Source organism: Cystobacter fuscus (genome assembly GCF_044360685.1).
Lineage (GTDB): Bacteria > Myxococcota > Myxococcia > Myxococcales > Myxococcaceae > Cystobacter > Cystobacter fuscus_C.
Window position 1 is genome coordinate 453,891 of record NZ_CP043491.1, and the last position, 18,775, is coordinate 472,665.

The 18,775-nt window shown below is 65.9% G+C and carries 18 protein-coding genes and 1 pseudogene; 5 read left to right on the plus strand and 14 right to left on the minus strand.

The features are described 5' to 3' along the window. Window positions 1-4: 4 nt before the first annotated feature. A complete protein-coding gene (locus tag F0U63_RS01845) occupies window positions 5-727 on the plus strand; it encodes a copper homeostasis protein CutC (protein ID WP_395843036.1) in 723 nt (240 codons plus the stop codon). A 261-nt stretch (window positions 728-988) separates the two neighbouring features. Here the strand turns inward: F0U63_RS01845 and F0U63_RS01850 are convergent, their stop codons facing one another. Both F0U63_RS01850 and F0U63_RS01855 read right to left on the minus strand, forming a co-directional pair. After that, a complete protein-coding gene (locus F0U63_RS01850; protein WP_395843038.1) occupies window positions 989-1,618 on the minus strand; it encodes an O-methyltransferase in 630 nt (209 codons plus the stop codon). Between the two features lie 151 nt (window positions 1,619-1,769). After that, window positions 1,770-2,024, minus strand: coding sequence for an FAD-linked oxidase C-terminal domain-containing protein (locus tag F0U63_RS01855; protein WP_395848303.1), 255 nt, complete (start codon window positions 2,022-2,024; stop codon window positions 1,770-1,772). 60 nt (window positions 2,025-2,084) lie between these two features. On the opposite strand from F0U63_RS01855, the gene F0U63_RS01860 reads away from it, so the two are divergent. Continuing rightward, window positions 2,085-3,035: a D-2-hydroxyacid dehydrogenase gene (locus F0U63_RS01860; RefSeq protein ID WP_395843040.1), complete on the plus strand. Its 951-nt coding sequence runs from the start codon at window positions 2,085-2,087 to the stop codon at window positions 3,033-3,035. Window positions 3,036-3,044: 9 nt separating this feature from the next. Here F0U63_RS01860 and F0U63_RS01865 read toward each other — a convergent pair whose 3' ends face one another. Together F0U63_RS01865 and F0U63_RS01870 are read right to left on the minus strand one after the other, a co-directional pair. Beyond that, a complete protein-coding gene (locus F0U63_RS01865; RefSeq protein ID WP_395843042.1) occupies window positions 3,045-3,962 on the minus strand; it encodes a DMT family transporter in 918 nt (305 codons plus the stop codon). Beyond that, on the minus strand, window positions 3,959-4,375 hold the full coding sequence (locus F0U63_RS01870; RefSeq protein WP_395843044.1) for a hypothetical protein: 417 nt from the start codon (window positions 4,373-4,375) through the stop codon (window positions 3,959-3,961). Before F0U63_RS01870 ends, F0U63_RS01865 begins: the two co-directional genes overlap by 4 nt. Before the next feature lie 406 nt (window positions 4,376-4,781). Here F0U63_RS01870 and F0U63_RS01875 point away from each other — a divergent pair, with 406 nt between their 5' ends. After that, window positions 4,782-6,047 (plus strand): dicarboxylate/amino acid:cation symporter, encoded by a 1,266-nt coding sequence (locus tag F0U63_RS01875; RefSeq protein WP_395843046.1) that lies wholly within the window; start codon window positions 4,782-4,784, stop codon window positions 6,045-6,047. A gap of 344 nt (window positions 6,048-6,391) precedes the next feature. Then, window positions 6,392-7,570: a right-handed parallel beta-helix repeat-containing protein gene (locus F0U63_RS01880; protein WP_395843048.1), complete on the plus strand. Its 1,179-nt coding sequence runs from the start codon at window positions 6,392-6,394 to the stop codon at window positions 7,568-7,570. 852 nt (window positions 7,571-8,422) lie between these two features. On the opposite strand, the pseudogene F0U63_RS01885 reads toward F0U63_RS01880, so the two are convergent. The 8 genes and pseudogenes from F0U63_RS01885 to F0U63_RS01920 all read right to left on the minus strand — a co-directional run. Next, window positions 8,423-8,809, minus strand: a pseudogene (locus F0U63_RS01885) (NrsF family protein); the annotation flags it as partial. Window positions 8,810-8,869: 60 nt separating this feature from the next. Further along, window positions 8,870-9,259, minus strand: a complete 390-nt coding sequence (locus F0U63_RS01890; protein WP_395843050.1) for an RNA polymerase sigma factor — start codon at window positions 9,257-9,259, stop codon at window positions 8,870-8,872. Window positions 9,260-9,289: 30 nt separating this feature from the next. Beyond that, window positions 9,290-10,201, minus strand: a complete 912-nt coding sequence (locus tag F0U63_RS01895) for an alpha/beta hydrolase family protein (protein ID WP_395843052.1) — start codon at window positions 10,199-10,201, stop codon at window positions 9,290-9,292. 802 nt (window positions 10,202-11,003) lie between these two features. Then, complete coding sequence (locus F0U63_RS01900; protein WP_395843054.1) at window positions 11,004-11,765, minus strand: hypothetical protein; 762 nt, start codon at window positions 11,763-11,765, stop codon at window positions 11,004-11,006. A gap of 32 nt (window positions 11,766-11,797) precedes the next feature. Beyond that, window positions 11,798-12,427: a hypothetical protein gene (locus F0U63_RS01905; RefSeq protein WP_395843056.1), complete on the minus strand. Its 630-nt coding sequence runs from the start codon at window positions 12,425-12,427 to the stop codon at window positions 11,798-11,800. A 136-nt stretch (window positions 12,428-12,563) separates the two neighbouring features. Then, a complete protein-coding gene (locus F0U63_RS01910; protein WP_395843058.1) occupies window positions 12,564-14,726 on the minus strand; it encodes a hypothetical protein in 2,163 nt (720 codons plus the stop codon). 148 nt (window positions 14,727-14,874) lie between these two features. Beyond that, window positions 14,875-15,459 carry a Uma2 family endonuclease gene (locus tag F0U63_RS01915; RefSeq protein ID WP_395843060.1) on the minus strand — a complete coding sequence of 195 codons (585 nt, stop codon included), beginning with the start codon at window positions 15,457-15,459 and terminating at the stop codon, window positions 14,875-14,877. A 285-nt stretch (window positions 15,460-15,744) separates the two neighbouring features. Continuing rightward, the gene (locus F0U63_RS01920) at window positions 15,745-16,053 is read right to left on the minus strand and encodes a hypothetical protein (protein WP_395843062.1); all 309 of its coding nucleotides are present in this window, start codon (window positions 16,051-16,053) and stop codon (window positions 15,745-15,747) included. A 398-nt stretch (window positions 16,054-16,451) separates the two neighbouring features. Here F0U63_RS01920 and F0U63_RS01925 point away from each other — a divergent pair, with 398 nt between their 5' ends. Then, window positions 16,452-17,207 carry a hypothetical protein gene (locus F0U63_RS01925; RefSeq protein ID WP_395843064.1) on the plus strand — a complete coding sequence of 252 codons (756 nt, stop codon included), beginning with the start codon at window positions 16,452-16,454 and terminating at the stop codon, window positions 17,205-17,207. A 6-nt stretch (window positions 17,208-17,213) separates the two neighbouring features. On the opposite strand, the gene F0U63_RS01930 is transcribed toward F0U63_RS01925, so the two are convergent. Continuing rightward, entirely contained in the window at window positions 17,214-17,684 is a 471-nt protein-coding gene (locus F0U63_RS01930; protein WP_395848304.1) for a hypothetical protein, read from the minus strand. Window positions 17,685-17,689: 5 nt separating this feature from the next. Continuing rightward, a complete protein-coding gene (locus tag F0U63_RS01935) occupies window positions 17,690-18,730 on the minus strand; it encodes a hypothetical protein (RefSeq protein ID WP_395843066.1) in 1,041 nt (346 codons plus the stop codon). Window positions 18,731-18,775 lie beyond the last annotated feature (45 nt).

The following is an 18,775-nucleotide window of genomic DNA, read 5'->3' on the forward strand; positions in this document are numbered from 1 at the left end:
CCCCATGCCCAAGGCCATCCTCGAAGTCTGCTCGTTCAATATCCAGTCGTGCCTCATCGCGGAGAAGGCGGGTGCCTCCCGCGTCGAGCTTTGCGACAATCCAACGGAAGGTGGAACCACTCCGAGCCACGGTGCCATCAAGCGGACCCGGGAGAAGCTCTCCATCAAGCTCTACCCCCTCGTGAGACCCCGGGCGGGCAACTACTATTACGATGAAGACGAGATCGCCATCATCGAGCAAGACATCCGCGTCTGCCGTGAGCTCGGTTGCGATGGAATCTCCATTGGCGCGCAGTTGCTCGATGGACGGATCGACAAGGACTTGATGAAACGGTTCGTCGAGCTGGCGGGGCCGATGGGCGTCACCTGCAACCGCGCCTTCGATGCGACGCCGGACATGTTCCAGGCCCTGGAGGATCTGATCGAAGTGGGCTGCGAGCGTGTGCTCACGTCGGGTCAGGCCAGTGGCGCGCCAGAAGCGGGACGAGTGCTGGGGGAGTTGGTGAAGGCCGCGGGCGAGCGCATCATCATCATGCCGGGGGCGGGAATCCGCTCATCCAATCTCGCGAAGCTGATGGAGGAGTCCGGTGCACGGGAGTACCACGGCTCCGTGCGCAGACCCACGGCCAACCCCATGACGCATGGCAACCCCAGGGTGTTGGACTTCGGGAACGTCTACCTGCCGGACGAGCAGGAGTTGGCGGGCCTCCTGGCGCAGATGAGGTAGCGCACCGGCCCTCCGTCACCGGCTGTCGCTGAGCGAGCGCCGGTGACGGGGGAGTCCCGTCAGACTGGCGTGAGCCAGTGCTTGTACTGCGCTGACCGCCCCTGCCGCCTTCGATGACGCGAAGAGCTGGTCGATGTGCTCCTCCAACCGGAAGATCGCCGTCCCACCATTCGCTTATCAGATGGGTGGTGCCGTCATCCCATCCGGTGAGCGCACCATCCAGCCAGAGCGTCTGGGTTTTCTCGATCGTCGAGGGCCTCGTCAGTCGATCCGCTGGGTGATTTCGATTCCCTGCCCCAGGGGGAGCGTGAACGACCGCGCGCCGGGGGCCTTCTGGACGTGCGCCTGGTAGGCCTTCATCTGCTCGCGCGTCGCCTCGGGGATGAGGATGTTGTCGGCCACCACGATCCCGCCCCGGCGCACCTTGGGCCAGGCCAGGTCGAAGTCCCGGACGTAGATGTCCTTCCAGTGGTCGATCAGCACCAGGTCGAACGGCCCCGTCATCTTCAGCAGGTGCAGGGAGGCGTCCTCGGCGATGATTTCCACGTGCTCGAGCAGACCCGCTTCGGTCAGGTTCTGCCGCATCTGCTTGACCTTCTCGGTGTCGATCTCGAAGGTGATGACGCGGCCTCCGGTGCTTCGCACCGCCTCGGCGAACCAGAGCGTCGAGTAGCCTGTCGAGCCGCCGATCTCGACGACCTGGCGGGCTCCGAGCGAGCGCGTCAGGGAGTTGAGCAGCCGGCCGACATCCGGCCCGACGTCCAGCATGAAGCGGCCCGCCGCCTCGCGCACGAAGCGCGCTCCCTTGCTGTTGAGCTCCGCCAGTTCCTGCTGTTCGTGCTTCGATCGCTCCTCCAACCGGTTCAACACTGCAGCGATACGCGCGTCCATGGTTTTCCCCTAAGCGAGTGTGAGTCAGTAGGTCCTGTCAGGGGGTTGCCTCGCCGAGGCCGGAAACCGGGCTTCGGTGCTGCGACCCCTGAACGGATTGAGTTGGGATGGTCTAGAACACCGGAAAGGCCTTGCTGAACCCGCCTGTGTCCTAAGCCTCCGGGAAGATCTTCTGCGGATTCAGCAGGTTCTTCGGATCGATCAACGCCTTCATCTTGCGCTGCAGGGAGATGGCCTCGGGGGAGAGTTCCCAGCCGAGGAAGCTCCGCTTGGCATAGCCCACGCCGTGCTCCCCGGCGAGCGTCCCACCGAGCGAGAGGACCGTGCGCATCAGGTCGGCCCGCATCTCCTCTACGCGGCGCTCCTCGGTGCCATCCGCTCGGTCGACAGCACCATGCCGCCGCAGATGGGCAGTGCCCCGCCGGTCAGTCCCGTTTCACCTGTGCTAGCCTCGACTGTTCTCCCCATGAAAGTCTGCATTTTCCATTCGCGCATGGGCACGGAAATCGGGTCCGCCCTCCGTGCCGTGCTCCCGGAACTCGACATCGAGGTGGTCACCGACACGGAGCGGGATCCGCCCTGCGCCGGCGAGCTCGAGGTCCTGGTCGCCAACACCTTTCCGCCCGGCATGCTGGGGCGCTGTCCCAAGCTGCGTTGGCTGCAACTCACCGGCGCCGGCACGGAGCACGTGCCCGCTGGCTCCCCTCCCAAGCACCTGCTGCTGACCCACGCGGGCAACGTCCCCGCCCGGGCCGTGGCCGAGTTCGCCTGGATGGGCCTGCTAGCGCTCGCCAAGGATGCGCCCACCCTGGTACGCCAGCAGCGCGCCCATGAGTGGAAGCCGCCCAGTGCCCGGCTCCTGGCTGGCGGCACCCTGGTCATCGCCGGCCTGGGACACATCGGACAGCAGATCGCCCTCCGGGCGCGAAGCTTCGAGCTGCGCACCGTCGCCATCACCCACAGCGGACGGGCCTCGCCCCTGGTGGACGAAGTGAGACCGGCCTCCCATCTGCCGGACGCGCTCCGGGATGCCGACCACCTGGTGATCGCCCTGCCCTCCAACCGAAGCACCACCCAGCCTCCGTTGATCAACGAGGCGGCCATCCGGGCACTCCCGCATGGGGCCGTGCTGATCAACGTCGCCCGCGCCGCCGTGCTGGACAACGGCGCCGTGGTGCGGGCGCTCCAGGAGAAGCGGCTGCGCGCGGCCCTGCTCGATGTGCACGAGCAGGAGCCGCTGCCTCCCGACAGCCCGTTGTGGGACGTGGAGGGCCTGTGGGTGACTCCCCACGGGGCCTTCCGCTATCCCCAGGAGGCCGCGGACCTGTCCAGGCTCATCCTGGACAACCTCACCTTCTTCCGTGCCGGTATGCCGCTTCGCAATCAAGTCGATCTCCCGCGCGCAGTGGATTCGTGAGACGCGGCGCTACTCGGTGCGCGCCACCTTCTCGACAGCCTGCGGGGGTTTGCGCTCGAACGTGGCGAGCACCACCCCGGCCAGGGTGATGGCGGAACCGAAGAGCTGCCACCCGCTCAGGCTCTCCCCGAAGATGAGCAAGGCCAGGATCGCCCCGAAGATGGGGACGAGGTAGAGGAAGATGTTCGTCTTGGAGACCCCTGCCTCGCGGAAGCAGTAGTACCAGGCGATGATGTTGAACACGAAGCCGATCAGCCCTCCGTAGAGGATGCCCAGCCAGCTCTCCAGGGAGACGTCCCCCAGGCGCAGCGCTCCGGAGAACAGGTCCGGCGCGCTCATGAGCAGCAGCGGCAGGCTGCCGAAGAGACAGCTCCAGGTGGCCACCCCGGTGGGGGGCAGGCGCTTCATGGCGAACTTGCTGACGACGGAATAGAGCGCGAAACACGCCACCGCGAGCAGCATGAGCACCTCGCCGCGCCAGTCCATGTCCGTCTTCATGGCGGAGGCCTCGGGCGGCAGGATGCGCAGCAGCCACACCGCCCCCGCGAAGCTGACGATGATGCCCACCACCTGGCGGCCGGAGCCCTGCTCGCGCAGCAACAACCTGGCGAGCACCAGCGACGCCGCGGGGATGGTCATCTCCAACAGCGCCACCTCGGAGACCGGGATGAGCCGCATCGCCTCGAAGAAGAGGAGGTTGTAGATGCAGATGCCCAACAGCCCGGTGGCCGCGAGCACGCCCATTTCCCGCGCCGTGGGCTTCGGCCACCGGCGCAGCATCGGCAGCAGGAAGACGAGCGCGAGCAGGTAGCGCAGCGCGTTCGCCTGCGCGGGCGAGAAGCTGCGCAGGGCGAACTTGCCGGCGATGAGATTGCCCGCCGCGGTCAGGGGGACCGCGACGAGCAGGATGAGCAGCTTCCAGTTCATTGAGCCGCGGCCGTCCAGAATTTCTTCCAGTTCGGATCCTTCTTGGCGCCCATGAACTGGCGGGCATCGTAGTAGTACGTCGCGCTGGCGGCGATCTGCGCGATGACCGACGGGAAGGTCCGCGAGTCGAAGTACCACTGCTTGATCCACTCGCGCAGACCCTCGATGGGAATCCGGCCGGCGAGCAGCTCCTCATAGAAGGGACCGACGTTCGCGGCGGCGGACTTGACGATGTGGTTCGTCAGCTCCTTCACGAACTGCTCTGGAGGCTGGGCTTCCGGGAGGGGATCCGACAGACGGCGGGTCGGCTTGCCAATGGGAGCATGATCCAGCTTGGTGTCGAGCTGGTTCTCGTTGGCATCACGGACATTCCGTACCCGATCCATACGCACCACGGTGTCGTTCGCGCTCATGTCTTCTCTTCTAAAAATGCTTCTCAAGGTACTTCAGGTAACCGCACGTTGCCTTATGCCTTGAAATCAATCAATGCCGCCGCCTTCGCGGGCGTCAATCCCTTGAGGAGCGCCGACCTGAGCACCTCCACGCGCTCGCGGGCGACCTCGTGCGCGATCTCATGCATCGGCTTGCCCTCCACGGTTCCAGAGCTCGCGGAAATCCAAACAGCCAACTAGACGCGCTCACCCAGCAAGGTCTTCCGGAGCCGCGGCCTGGTCGAATTGGTGTCCTCGCGGCGTGCAACGGGCCACCAGCGGCCAGGCCGTGTCGCCAGGCAAGAGCACCACCAGCAGGTCGATCCCCCCAGCCCTGGTCGCACCAGCCCGAATTGACAACGGGTGATGGCGTCCTTAGACAGCGCCCATGAGACTGCTGTCCTGGTGGTTCCGCATTCCGTTCTGGCAGCGCGTGCTGGGTGGGTTCGTGCTCGGCGCGCTGGCCGGCTGGGCGATGGGCGAAGCGGCGGGCCCCTGGCTGCAGCCGCTGGGCACGCTGTACGTCAACCTCATCCGGATGATCGCCACGCCGCTGGTGTTCTTCGCGGTCATCCACGCGGTGTCGGCGCTGCACGGGCAGAAGAGCGTGGCGGCGCTGGGCGGCAAGACGTTCCTGTGGTTCGCCGTGACCGCGGCACTGGCGGTGGGCGTGGGTCTGGGCACCGCCGCCCTGCTTCGCCCAGGGCTCGGCGTGGGCACGCTGATGATGGCCGAGGGCTACAAGCCGCGCGAGGTCCCGGGGGCGGTGCAGGTGCTGCTGGGCGTGGTGCCGACCAATCCCTTCGCCGCCCTGGCGGAGGGGAAGATCCTCCAGGTCATCTTCTTCGCCGGCCTGCTGGGCTTCGCGCTGGTCAAGCTGGGCGAGAAGACGGCGAGGCTGCGCGCGCTGGTGGGCGAGGCCAGCGAGGCGATGATCCAGGTCACCCGCTTCGTGCTGGAGCTGACCCCGCTCGGAACCTTCGGGCTCATCGCCGCCCTGGTGGGCACCTACGGCTTCGAGCGCCTGCTGCCGCTGGGCCGGTTCGTGCTCGCGTTGTACGTGGCCTGCGCGCTGCACGTCGTGTTCGTCTATGGCGGCCTGCTGCTGGCGCACGGGCTCAATCCGCTGCGCTTCTTCCGGGGCGCGGCGCCCGGGATGCAGGTGGCCTTCGTCAGCTCGTCCAGCTTCGCGTCCATGCCCGTGGCCCTGCGCAGCGTCACGCACAACCTCGGGGTGAACCGCGACTACGCGGCCTTCGCGGTGCCGCTGGGCGCCAGCATCAAGATGGATGGCTGCGGCGCCATCTACCCGGCTCTCGCCTCCCTCTTCGTCGCGCAGTACTTCGGCCTGGAGTTGTCGGCGTCGCAGTACTTCATCATCCTGCTGGCCTCGGTGCTCGGCAGCTTCGGCACCGCGGGCGTGCCGGGGACGGCGGTGGTGATGGCCACGGTGGTGCTCAGCTCCGCCGGGCTGCCGCTGGAGGGACTGGGCTACCTGCTCGCCATCGATCGCATCCTGGACATGATGCGCACCTTGACCAACGTCACCGGCCAGATGCTGGTGCCGGTCCTGGTGGCCAGGGAGGAAGGACTGCTCGACGTGGCCGTGTACGACCGGGCCTCCAGCAACGTCGGGGTGGAGGAGCCGTCCTAGTCTGGCCTGCTTTGATAGCAGTTCAGTAGTCTGGTACCGCGACTACACCATCGACTACGTGCACGAGTGCGGGCACTTCGTCATGCGTGAGCGCCCCGACATCGTCAACCGCACGCTGAAGGAGGTCTTCCCGCGCTGAGCGGCCTTTGTCGGGGCGCGCGTCCTGTCCACGTCACCACGGCAAGCCCAACGCGCGGAGTGCCGGTTCATCCGCCGACTTGGGCGCCTCCACGTTGTCGCGCTCCGGACTGCGCGCTGACACCTGCGGACGGGAAGCCGGGAGAGGCGCCGTGGCTATAGCCTCTTGTGCCGGTGGCTGGACGTCTCCGGCCCGAGGGGGCAGCATGAAGCAGACGCGTGGATTCACCGTGGCCTTGGCTGTGACCACCTTGTTCACGGGAGCGCCGGACGTCCAGGCCCGTGGCACGACTCCTTCCGATGCGGATGGCGAGGTGACGTTCACCGCAGGTCTCACCGTCCAGTGCGGTGACACCCTCACCACCCATACGCGCCTGACGCACGATCTCCACTGCCCCAGCTCGGCGCCCTTCGCGCTCCAGCTCGACGGCGACGGCATCGTCCTGGACCTGGGCGGACACACCATCCGCCGCACCGGTCCGGAGAACAGGGACTCACAAGGCATCGTGCTCGCAAGGGGCCGGATGGTGCGAAATGGCACCGTCCGGGGATTCGGCAGCGGCATCACCACCAGCAGCTCGGGCCAGCTGAACGTGCGGCTGCATGAGCTCACGCTCCTCGACAACGGCATCGGCGTCTACCACCGGACCTCCTATGGGAACTTCCTCATCACGAACTCACGCCTGAAGGGGAATGGGACCGGGCTGAGCAGCGAGTTCGATGCGTCCAATGGCAACTTCGACGTGCGGTCATCCCTCTTCACCCACAACGGGACCGCGATGGTCGCGGACTTCCATCACATCGACGTGATCGACTCCACCTTCACGTCCAATGAAATCGTCATCAACTGCTTCGGTGGCTCCGCCCGCATCCGCGGAAGCACGCTCGCGTGGAACGACGCCGTGGGCAGGATGCAGCTCGACACCGGTGGCCCCTACACCTGCGCTGAGATGCGGTTCGAGAACTCGCTGCTGGCCAACAACGCCGCGTTCGCGCCCGCCATCCGGCCGGTTTGGGAGACGAACGAACTGGCGATGATCGACACCCTGGCCGTCCGCAATGGCGCGGGGCTCAAGGTGGCGGCCTTCAAGGTCCACATCGACGGCAACACCTTTTATGACAACGCGGACGGTCTGCGCCTGTCCGACCTGCAGACGTTCTTCCCCGTTCCGCTCACGGGCATCGTCCGTGACAATCAGTTCCTGGCCAACGACGGCGATGGACTCCGAGTGCAGCCGCCCAGCACACCCACGGTGAGCAACAACCTCGCCCTGGGCAACGCGGGCTTCGGCATCTACGCGCCCACGGCCTCCGACGGCGGCGGAAACGTCGCGCGCGGCAACACCGCGGGCGACTGCGTGGGCATCGTCTGCGCCATGTTCTGACGTCCCCGCTGGCTGCGGCGCGCTCCGGCTGCCCTGGCTGAAACAATGCGATGATGGGCCCGAGATGAGCGGAGGCCATGGCGCCCGCTGACGCCCAGCCCGCGAGCAGCTTCACCGGAGCGGAGGGCTGCGCGGTGAGCGCTTGGTCCTACAGGTGTTTCAGTGGGTGGCCCTGCCCCGCGCGGCACACGCCTACCCCGTGCTGCTATGGACGGAACTCTCCACCCAGGACGGGACTGGCATCGTCTTCCCGTTCTTCTTCGCCTCGGGGGATGCCAGAAATTTCAGTTCATCCCTGTATTGTCTGGCTTACCACGACCGCGTAGGAGTATGTTCGTTTTTCACGCGGAGAGTACTCCGTTGATTCCAAGGGGGTTCTGGTGAGCAACCGCAGGGCGCTTTCGCTGTTCGCGGCATCCATGTGCAGCGCGTTCATGATTCTAGGCTGCAATGCGCCGATAGATGAGGAGGCTCAGGCAGGAGCAGCAGAGGGGACTCTGGAGCAGGGCGAGACGCAGGCTGCTCTGTCCTGCGATCCGAGGGCGGGGTTGCACAGTTCGATATGGGTGACCGTCGACTCCTATGGGCAATTCATGTACAGTACACAATGGTGTATTGTCGGCAGGGGCCTGCCCGCGGCATGTTATAGTGGTCAATTCTACTATGAGCAGCAGCTCGCGCGCATGTCCTGCATAGGGCCCGTCAACGGCTCGTGCTTCGATCCGCAAGCGTGGTGGCTCGTCACGTGTGATGCGCGCATTGACTGCACGTATGATTGCGCGGGGACTTGTCAGCCGACGAGTTGCTGAGCGAGGCAGGCGTCCACTGGCCCTGGGGCTGCTCCTTCGTTGGTCAGGGCGCGTGGTTGTAGGTGGGCAGGCGCGAGCGCACCAGCAGGGCGAGTCCGCCGAGCAGCAGCCAGGGGCCCACGTGCGAGGCGGTCAGGTGCGCGGCGCTGCCGTCCGGGCAGTGCACGTGCAGCAGCAGCAGGCCCACGGTGCCAGCGGAGAGCCCCGCGGCCACCGCCCGCGCCGGGTGGTACGCCGAGCGCCGCAGCATCACCAGCGCCGACAGCAGGGGCAGGGCCGACAGCAGCATGTGCGTGCGCACGCATCCGAGGGCGCCCGCGAGGAAGCTCTTCACCACCAGCCCCGAACCGCCCAGCACCACGGACAGCGCCACCATGGCCGTGCAGGTGCCCAGCAGACCCCAGGCCACCCGCGCACGAGGCCACATGCGCGGCCAGCTCCGGCGGCAGGGGTTGGCCCAGGCTGTCCAGCACGTGCGAGCACTCGGGCGTCATGGATTCGCCTCCTCGCGCAGGGTGGCCAGCAGCTCGCGCAGCCGCGCGTAGCCCTGGTGTGCCCGCACCTTCACCGCGGATTCCGTCAGCCCCATCGACTCGGCGATCTCCGCGAAGCCCATCCCCTCGAAGCGGTGCAGGACGATGGGGATGCGCTGGCCCTCGGGGAGCTGCTCCAGGGCACGCTGGACGGCGCGCTCAAGCCCCACGTCCCGGGGCCCCGCCTCGTCCACGGGCACGCGGGTGGGCAGCTCGCCCTCGTCCGTCAGCTCCTCGGGGCGCTTGCGCCGTTGCCAGTCGCGCGCCGCGTTGGTTGCGATGGCGTACAGCCACGGCTTCACCCGCGCGCCCTCCTGGAAGCGGCCCCGGCCCCGCACCAGCGACAATCGCGTGGATGACTACAGCGGAACACCCTCTTACGGGGCTGCTCGCGAGGGCGTGGCGGGCTTCCGCGCGGGGGCGGGGGCGGCCTTGCCCATGAATCCCTGGAAGAACGCGATGCTCTGGCGGATCTCCTCGGGCACCGCCGAGAAGTGATTTCCGGGAATGGCGAGAGCCTTGACGTCGGCGCCCTTCGCGGCGGCGCGCTGCGCGGTGTCCTGGCTTGAGGCCGCGAAGCCTTTCTCCTCGGACCCGTAGAAGATGCGCACCGGGCACTGGAAGCTGGTCGCGAAGGCCTGCGGCGAGCGGATGAGGAACTCCCGCTGGTCGGCCGGGTCAAAGGGAACGAGGAAGGGACGGCCCTGTGTGAAGCCGAACTGGTCGGGTGAACCCGAGAGTGATGTGGCGGCACGGAAGGTATCCGTTGCCATGGCCGCCAGGAGCGTGAGCGTGCCGCCCACGCTATGACCCGCGATGAAGACGCGTTTGGGATCGACTCCGGGAAGGCTCGAGAGTGCACGGGCGGCGGCCAGCACATCGTCCACCTCGTCGTAGAACAAGGTGAAGTGACCCGCCTGTCCGTTCTCGCCACGCAGGATGGGCATCATCGTAATGAATCCCGCGGTCCGATAGGGCTCCGCCATCATCCAATCTTCGGGGCTGTAGGCGAAGCCTCCGTGCAGGAAGAGCACCGCGGGCTGACGGCCTCCCTTCGGCGAGTTTCCCCCCAGGAAGGCCACGAGGTGCCGTTCCTTGTCATACTCGACGCGGCTGGCACCCGCGGGCGTCTCCAAGGGCTCTCCCTTCTGGGGGGAGGGCTGCTCGCGCACGAGGTGGGAGCGGAAGCTCTGGCGTGCCCGCGAGTAGTCGGAATCCCCGGCCCTGGCGGCGGAGGAACAGGCCAGGAGGACAGCCAGACAACGCAAGGAGTGGGTGAAGTGAGACATCAAAATCCCGCTTTCCTGGACAAAGACCTGCCAGCCGCCGAGGCATGCGGCGCAACTATACACGCACCTTCAGGGTCAGGCCAGTCTCGCGAGCTCTTGAAGACTTGCGCGGTGGCCCTTGTTGAACTCACTGGAGGATTCCCATACAGGTGCAGGTCGCGAACGAGCCGGGAGTGAATACCTCGGAGGATGACGCTTACGCGACGAGCAGACGTCCCAGCGAGCGGTGCGAGCCGAATTCCCGGCGCGACCTCGAGGCCAGCACGTGCCTCCTCTGACGCCGTGGTATGGACCGGTCAGCCATGAGTCTCTTCTCACGCCTCCTCGGTATCGGCGCCAGACATCCTCCCTCCGGACCAGAGGCGAAAGAGCGAGTGGACTGGGCGCAACTTCTGAGGAAGACGTTCGACTTCGGCTTTCCAACAATCGCAACACCCGGTGGCGCACCACCTTCAGCAGCCACTCTACCTCGCCTCGTGTGGGCGGCGGCAACGGCTCGAAGCGCATGCCACCCTCCCTGGGCACGAAAACACCGTCCGGCACCAGCGAGTGGAAGTGAGGCGTCACCTGCAAGGCCGAGCTGAAGAATTGGATGAACGACACGGCCCCTACCTGTCCACGACGGATGCCCTGCCTCCGCGCTCGCCGACGTTGTAGGGCGAACACTGCGCGCAGGAAGACGGTGAGGACGTCCGAGAGCAGTCCCACGTCCTTCAGTAGCACCCAGTGAACTCGGCGTAGCCGGTGAGGAAGTCCGCCAGCGACTCCTTCCCCAGCCGCTGCAGCAGCGCGGCGCCGTCGGCTACTTCTTCGAGGGCTGCTCATCCCGCTCGACAGGCGTCTGCACTTCCCCGCTGGAGGCAGGATCCTCGCTCTCGAATTCTGGGAGCCTGAAATGGATGTCCGACGCTGGGGGGCGTGCAAAGGCAGGTACGTAGAGAACGATCTCCTGCCGAAGTCTCAACCGTTCCCTCCTTCGTCGCATGCGCTCCTCGTCATCAGGAGGATTGGCGCCCGTCGCATTATTGATGTCGGAGCGAGTCTGCTGCACGAGTCTCGAGGCCGCCTTGCAGAAGGGAGCGCCGAGCAGATATTGATCCGTCTTCAGTATGGTGATGAGTGCGTCGCTCTCCTTGTCATACGCGGCGCTCTGCGTTGCCAACACTGCGGAGGCGCCCTTCTTCTGCTCTTTGGATGCGTTTGCCGCGTTATGCGCCGCATCCAACACGAGGAAGCCGGCATAGTCGAGAGAGTAGATAGCAGCGAATGCCCGGTTGTAGGCGGCAATGCTTGCCTTCGCCCACTCCGCCGCAAGGGACTGGTTCCGCTTGAAGATCTCCAGTTGTCTCTGGACAAGGTAGCCCAGGAGAACGACGACGCTGGCGAGGACGAGCTTGTCCACGATGGACAGAAGGAGTTCCTGCTGGAAGCCGTCCAACTGGCGGCCCACGCGCGCGGCCCAGACAATGAAGCCGACGACGGTGGCGATACCGACGACAACGCCGCCGATGATGAGCTTCTTGCGAGAACTGCTCCCCTCCGGGAACGACTCATTCGGAGCCATCTCTCGAAGTTGCCCACCCCGCCCCCGTCGCGCTACTGCCCCTCGCCCGCCTCCCCCAGCGACACAAGACGGAACATGGGCTCGCTCGCCGGCACCTCGGGCCGCTCCTCCTCCGCGCTCAGCTCGCCGGGGACGAACGTGAAGCTGTGCACCGCTGCCTCCAGGGCCGCGGCCAGGAAAGGCTGCACCTTTCCCGCCAGCGACAGCGCCCACTCCACCCGCCTCTCCGCGCACCGCAGGTAGTGCCGCTGCTCCGCGGGCGTGAGGGACTCCGCCGTCTCCATGCAGTGAATGGCCGCCTTCAGCTTCTCCGCCGCCGCCTTCAGCGCCCCCAGCGACAACTCCCGCAGGCACTCCGTCTTCTCGTGCACCTTCAGCCGCTCCCGGCTCGCTGCCCGGGTGTCAGACGACTCGTGTCGGAACGAGTCCTTTGACACCTTCCACAGACACCTTCCACAGGCGCACGTCTTCGAAGTGGCCAAGTTCAGCGTCATCGTCTTCAACGGCCCCTCGAGGTTCTTGGTTGGCAGCCCGAGCGCCCGGCCGAGCACCGCCGGGTCATGCTTCCCGTCCACCCTGGAGTCGGCCACTGCCTGCTGGATGGTCCTCACGTTGCCCCGCCAGTTGGGCCGCTCGACGTACCGCGCCTCGCCCCGGTGCAACTAGCGGGCAGTCCTCCAGAAGGGGCACCCGCCAACCATGGTCGGCGGGTGCCGCGATTGGGTGGTGCGGACAACTCCCGGCGTGGCCTGCCGGCCGCACACGATGAGGGATGCACCACCCGAGGGGACTCCCCATCTACGGCAGTTCTTCGACCAGCAGCAGGTTCTGTCCGCGGTTCCATCCGAAATAATTGGAACCGCAGGTGATTCCATCCGAATGCAACGTGGTCGACCAGATGGAGAACGTGTGGTTGCCAGGCGTCAGATTGGGAACCAGGCACGTCAGGTTCAGCGGATGGTGGTGGTTTTGAATCGCGCCCCCATTCCACACATACTGGCCGTTGATGCAACCGGTCGGCTGAAAATCCACATAGAGTTGGACGAAACCCCAACGCCCGTTGCAACCGGTAACCGCCCGGAACGTGTCCGAGTAGGTAACCTTCAGAGTCTTCCCGATTGCGCTGACGGCGTGCATGATCTGCCGCGCACCGACGCCAGCCCAGTTTCCAGAAAGTTCACCACTTTCAATGCTCATGTTCGAGTAGGTGAGTCCCGTGTTGGGAATTTCCTCGACGAGAAGAAGTGGATTGCTCCTGTCCCAGCCAATGTATATCTCGCCGCCCGAGTTCGACACGAAGGCGACATCCAGCGTGTGCTGAGCCGCCGAGACATTTGGGAGGATACATGTCAGTACGAAAGGATTCTGGAAGTTGCCGCCAGTACCCTGTGCGTCGTACTTGCCCGTGTAGCAACTGGTGGTGGCGCCATCGAGCCGTACCATCACCGTGCCCGATCCCCCGTTCTGGTTGAGACCCACGCGAAGGGTGTCCGCGAGCGTCACCTTGAGCAGAGTGGATGCAGCCCGCTTCGTGAACGCGACTTCCCGTCCGTTCACCTTGGCGTAGGCCGTGCTCGTCATGAACCCCGGAGCGCCCGCTTTTGAAAATGCGTAGGGCTGAGCATCATCCATTTCCTCGGCGAGGAGCAACGCACTGCCGCTCGTTCCATTGCCGATATAGCCAGTCCCCACATCCGAGTATGCCCACACATCGAACTCGTACAGCCCCTTGGGCAATTGATCCGTGAGGCAGACATTCGCGAACGGCAGGTGATAATTGTTGCCCCATCCGGCCGCGTTCCAGTTATACTGCCGAGCATCGCAACCCATCCCGCTGCCATTCATGCGCACCGAGTACCAACCACTTCCTCCGTTGATTTGCAACCCCACCCGGAAGTTGTCGGAGACGGTGAGCTTGATGCGAGACGTATCCTTGGTCTTGTAGATCGTGACCCGGCGCGACACGGGGACCCACAGGTTGGTGATCTCTCCAGACGTGTAGCTTCCCAGCGGGTTGCTCGCCCACTTCGTCCGGAAGAGCGAGGCCGCGCTGCACACGAACTGGGTCGCCGTGACCTCGGCGTTGTTCAGAGTCTTGTCGCCATTCAAGTCGAGGCCACTCTTCACGGCCGTGCCGCCGTACACGCAGTTGACGCCCGCGGGCTCGGGGTCGAGCCGCACGAGGGAGTTCTTTCCGTTCTGACCGTCATTGCCACGCAGGCCATTGCACACGAACGTGGTGTGCGTCACCTCGCTCGTCTCGAGCGTTCCGTTGCCATTGGCATCGAGGCCACTCTTCACGGCCGTGCCGCCCTGGGAGCAGTTCGCACCGGCCGGTTCGACATCGAGCCGGATGAGGGCGTTGGTGCCCGTTGTCTCCGTCAGGGTATTGCAGACGTACTGCTTCGTGGTCACCTCCGTGCTCTCGAGCTGCGCGTTGGCGTTCACGTCGATGCCCCCGTGAACGGCCGTGCCGCCCCGTGAGCAGTTCGCACCGGAGGACTCGGGGATCAGCTTCACCAGATACGCGCCCCCGCTCTTTCCCTCGCTATCGTTACAGATGTACTGCGTGCTGGAGACCTCGGTGTCTCCCTGGAACCCGTCGGCGTTCATGTCGAGGCCCGACAGAACAGCGGTGCCACCAGACGCGCATCGGACGCCCGCGGACTCGGGCAGCAGTCTCACGAGCGACATGCCGCCGCTCGGGCTGCTGCTCCCACTGCACACGAACGACGTCTGCTCCACCTCATTGTCGCCCAGGGCGCCATCCCCATTGTCGTCGAGGCCGGTCTGGATGGCGGTTCCCCCTTGCGGACACCTCGCGCCTGGCGGCTCCGGAACCAGCCGGACCGAGGCATTCTTGCCATTGGCGCCCCCGACGTCCGAGGGCGAAGAACAAGCAGTGAGCGCGAAAACGAGGCCGGCCACGATGGACCGACACCAACTGTATTGCTGGTACATTTGAACGTCCCCCCGACGTCTGGCTTCCGAGACACGTTATCGTGCGTTCCAATCACGAGCCATCAATCAACGAAAGCTTGTTTTTTCAATGACGTTGAGACAACCCGTTTTGACGATTGAATGCTCAAATGCACAAACAAGCATGGGATCAAGGTCCAGGCGCTGGTGTGGACCGGGGTGCCCAAAGCCGCCCCAGGTCGAGCGGCTCCGCGTCGAACGGCTCCACGCAGACCACCTCCTCGCCTCCGTACCGGGAAATCCGCCAACCTCGCGCGCCCCGGCGGTAAACCTCCAGGGTGTGGGCCCTCGGGTCCACCAGCCACGCGTGGCTCACGCCTTCCCGATGGTAGAGGGGCAGCTTGCGGCCCCGGTCCAGCGCCGCCGTCGAGGGGGACAGCACCTCGCACACCCAATCGGGTGCCAGGTCGAAGAAGGGCTCATCCCGCTCGAACAGCCCCGGAGCCCGCTCGTACCGCCACGCCGCCAGGTCCGGCACCAACACCTGCCGGCCGAGGTGCAACTCCGGTTCGAACACGAACCACCAGCCTCCGGGCCCTCCTTCCCCCATACCGAAGGTGGCCCCCAACCTCACGCCGAGCACCGAGGCCACCCACGCGTGCCACTTCGCCGGCCGTGGGAAGGCCCACAGCTCGTCGTCGATGATCTCCCCCACCCACCCCGGTGGCAGGGCCTCGATGTCCTCGTAGGTGGCTGGACGCTTTCCCCGACCCATGACCGCTCCTCCCCACAGACGTTCTCGCCTGACCGCTCACATTCTACTGGAAGGTCTGACGGGAAAGGTAGGGCTGGCGGCCACGGCCAGAACGCGTCCAGGCGCGGTAGTTGAGAAACAGGGCCACCGCGCCCATCGGAGGAGCACCCGGGGAGCGGGCGATTCAGGAGCACCTGGGCTTGCCCACGGTAGGTGCGAGGTGGGCCCCGGCACGAGGGCCACCCCAGGCCGCGTGGGGCTGAGGCTCAAGACAGCCAGAGCGCAGGCCTCGTGTGAGGCGTGGTCTCAGCTCTTGACGGAAGTGGACCGCGGGGTCTGCTCGCTGCAGACGTCCTCGGAAGCGTCCTGCTGCTCCTGGGCTCCCTGCTGCTCCTGGGTGAGAGCGGCCTGGGTGTCGGTGGCCCGGCAATAATCCACACAGATCTCCTCCGAACAGGTCGTCCGGAAGGTGCCTTGGTAACAAGGCGCGGCACAGCTGCTGTTGCATGAACAGACGTCCATGCACTGCGGCGGGTAGGCCAGGGCCGTCGACGCAGTACCCACGGTCATGAGGAGGCCGAGACTCGTGCCAAGCTGCTTCATCCAATCGCGCATGTGCACTCCAGGTAGAGACGACTGGCACAGTCTATCCCAGTTCCGAGCCTCCGTGCAGCAACGGCGGTCGTCACGGGCTCAGGGCGCAGAGCATGCCGCCCGTGCCGCGTCCGCGGAGGTCCGCCCGTCCATCTTGGCAATTGCCCGTCTGGGGAATGGGAGACGGGCGATTCTGGAGCACCTGGGCTTGCCCACGGTAGGTGCGAGGTGGGCCCCGGCACGAGCTCAACAGGCCTTCAATCCTTGTCAGCAATTCGAACGGGTTTCACACCCAGGGAAGAGAAGAGTCTCCGGTCCACGCCTTTTCGCTTTCACACCGCGGCGAGATCAGCGTCCTATCTGGTGCAGAGGCCCATCGCCATCCGGCGAGGCATCTTCTGCCCACTCAAGAGGACACCATGCCCGTCAAGGACGCATACGAAGCACTCAAGACCGCCTCCACATCATCCGCTCATGTCGAGGTCGTCGCGGGGCCCGGGAGCCTCCCGGCCGAACTCTCCGTCCTGCTCACGAAGCCCACGGCCGCCGCGGCCATCACGGCACTTCACGGCGAGACCACCGTGGTCGTGGCCAACGACATCACCCAGGAGTCGAACCTCGCGAAGGCCCCCGGCTACAACAAGGTCGAGAACTGGGCCAGTGGCGGCGCCCCCTTCGCCCGGTTCACGAAGCCGGCGGTCACCACCTACGTCGAGACCCTGTTCGACACGGCGGCCGCGCACATCGCGAGCAAGTCCGGGGTGGCCAGGGTGCTCAGCCGCAACAACCTCTTCCATGCGCACCTCGTCTTCGAGACCTTCGGGTCCACGCCCGACGTGCTCCTGGTCTTCCACGCCTTCGAGTACCCGAGCGACATCGAGGCGACCAAGAGCGGCTTCGCGCGCACCCTCGAGCCCGGGGTCCCCGCCTTCGCCTCCTCGTCCTCCGCCTTCAAGTGGCGCAATGCCATCTGGTCGATGCACCTGAACCGGATCTGGCTCATCAACTACAGCAACAACACCAATCCCTATCGGGAGTTGTTGCATGACCCGGACGTCTCGAAGGCCCACAACCCGCTGTTCCTTGACGAGTCGAAGCTCGGCAAGTGCATCGCGGACGTCAACACCTTCAAGAACGAAGGTGTGGCCCCCTTCCTGCACATCTGGAACCCCTGAGCGCGGCTATCCAAAGGTCCTCAGGAGCGGTCTCCCGTAGGGCAGTCCGGGCCAGGGGATTCCCGCCGCGATGCACACCAGCGCGATGAGCAGTCCCACCACCCACCGGCGATGTTTCGCCTTGGAGTCCCGGGCCTTGCGGCTCGCGACGGAGGCGACATGCGCGATGACGAGCGCCATCAGCATCGTCGTCGCGTGCTCGAGGCCGAAGAAGCGGAGCACGGAGATGGACATGACCGACCGCAAGCCCTCCAGACTCCGGGGCGTCAGCGGACTGAGCACGAAGTAGAGCGTCAGTCCGAGCAACACCTGGCTGTCGAGCAGGGTGATGAAGAGCAGCCGCACGCGTTGATCCGTCCGGGTCCACTCGAGGCCTCCCGCCCAGCCCCGCACCGCCCGGGCGGCGGTGATGAGGCCCAGCATCACCACGCCCCAGCGCAACCAGGAGTGCAGGAAGAGAACGGCTTGATAGAGCATGTCCTTCACGGGTTTGTCCTTCGCATCGATTCGATCCATCGGCGGACAGCGGCGCGGCCGACCTCGTCCACGACGTGCGTGCCCAGGGGCGGCATCTGGACCGCCGGCTCGCGGCTGCCGATCCGGTAAAGCAGCGTGCTGTGCGACCCATCTCCGGGGGCGACCCGCAGGAACTTCCCTCCAGTCCCGAGCGAGGGCCGGAACTGGGAAGGCACTCCCACTCCCGTGCGGAACGCCCCCGTGGCCTGGACGGACGCGAGCTCCTGGGATTCCAACCGGAGCCGCGGGCCCGAAAAGCTCGCCAGGGCCGTCTCGTTCGCGTTGTGGCACGAGACGCCACAATTCATGTGCAACCAGCCCAGGGCCTCGCGCTCGACGGGCGTTCCCGGGATGAGTGGCGCCTCTCCGGGCGGGTGCGTGAGCAGTCCCTCCTCGGCGAGCTGCCCGAGCGTCAGCCCCGAGGCCGCCTCATGCGCGAGCGCCACCGCCTCGAAGCCGAGGACGCCGTCTTCCCGGCCCCGATGGCAGGCCTGGCAGTCCAACTGACTGGGAATCTCGAAGCCCGGAGTGCCGGGCACGTCGCGCTCGCCCCCGGTGAGCTCGAGCGCCACGCGTTCGTCCTCGCTCCAGCGGTAGGTCGTCCGCAGCCAGGAGCCGTCGGCGCGCTTCCACATGAAGCGGGTCTCGATGCGCCGGCCCTTCCAGCGGAACTCCTTCCAGAACTTCGTGCCCACCGGAAAGCGCCACTCGTCCATGCGCGAGGTGTCCACCCGCGTCCCCGGAGGCAGCCACACGAAGCGGGACTTCTCCAGGCCATCGCTCCAGAGCTGGAGCCCGGGCGTGAAGGCTCGGACCCCCGGACCGAGTTGCCTCGCCGTCCACCCCGTTCCGCCTTCGCCATACAAGCCGGTGCAAGCCAGGTGGCGGGGGTCGCCCTCGCAGCGCACGCCTCCGTCCACCTCGGTCCACGTGTCCGGGGGCTTCCGGTTACACCCCATCCCCAGGCTGAGCATGAGCAGGACTGCACCAGCGCGTGCGGAGAGCATGAACAGACACCTGAAGGCATGCGAGGAGCGTTCGCGGACAAATCC

Coding starts and splice junctions, on each gene's coding strand:
- F0U63_RS01915 (WP_395843060.1), bottom strand. CDS start 15,459: ATGGGTCGGGGAAAGCGTCCAGCCACCTACGAGGACATCGAGGCCCTG.
- F0U63_RS01925 (WP_395843064.1), top strand. CDS start 16,452: ATGCCCGTCAAGGACGCATACGAAGCACTCAAGACCGCCTCCACATCA.
- F0U63_RS01865 (WP_395843042.1), bottom strand. CDS start 3,962: ATGAACTGGAAGCTGCTCATCCTGCTCGTCGCGGTCCCCCTGACCGCG.
- F0U63_RS01930 (WP_395848304.1), bottom strand. CDS start 17,684: ATGCTCTATCAAGCCGTTCTCTTCCTGCACTCCTGGTTGCGCTGGGGC.
- F0U63_RS01910 (WP_395843058.1), bottom strand. CDS start 14,726: ATGTACCAGCAATACAGTTGGTGTCGGTCCATCGTGGCCGGCCTCGTT.
- F0U63_RS01860 (WP_395843040.1), top strand. CDS start 2,085: ATGAAAGTCTGCATTTTCCATTCGCGCATGGGCACGGAAATCGGGTCC.
- F0U63_RS01845 (WP_395843036.1), top strand. CDS start 5: ATGCCCAAGGCCATCCTCGAAGTCTGCTCGTTCAATATCCAGTCGTGC.
- F0U63_RS01900 (WP_395843054.1), bottom strand. CDS start 11,765: ATGGCTCCGAATGAGTCGTTCCCGGAGGGGAGCAGTTCTCGCAAGAAG.
- F0U63_RS01895 (WP_395843052.1), bottom strand. CDS start 10,201: ATGTCTCACTTCACCCACTCCTTGCGTTGTCTGGCTGTCCTCCTGGCC.
- F0U63_RS01920 (WP_395843062.1), bottom strand. CDS start 16,053: ATGCGCGATTGGATGAAGCAGCTTGGCACGAGTCTCGGCCTCCTCATG.
- F0U63_RS01935 (WP_395843066.1), bottom strand. CDS start 18,730: ATGCTCTCCGCACGCGCTGGTGCAGTCCTGCTCATGCTCAGCCTGGGG.
- F0U63_RS01875 (WP_395843046.1), top strand. CDS start 4,782: ATGAGACTGCTGTCCTGGTGGTTCCGCATTCCGTTCTGGCAGCGCGTG.
- F0U63_RS01850 (WP_395843038.1), bottom strand. CDS start 1,618: ATGGACGCGCGTATCGCTGCAGTGTTGAACCGGTTGGAGGAGCGATCG.
- F0U63_RS01880 (WP_395843048.1), top strand. CDS start 6,392: ATGAAGCAGACGCGTGGATTCACCGTGGCCTTGGCTGTGACCACCTTG.
- F0U63_RS01870 (WP_395843044.1), bottom strand. CDS start 4,375: ATGAGCGCGAACGACACCGTGGTGCGTATGGATCGGGTACGGAATGTC.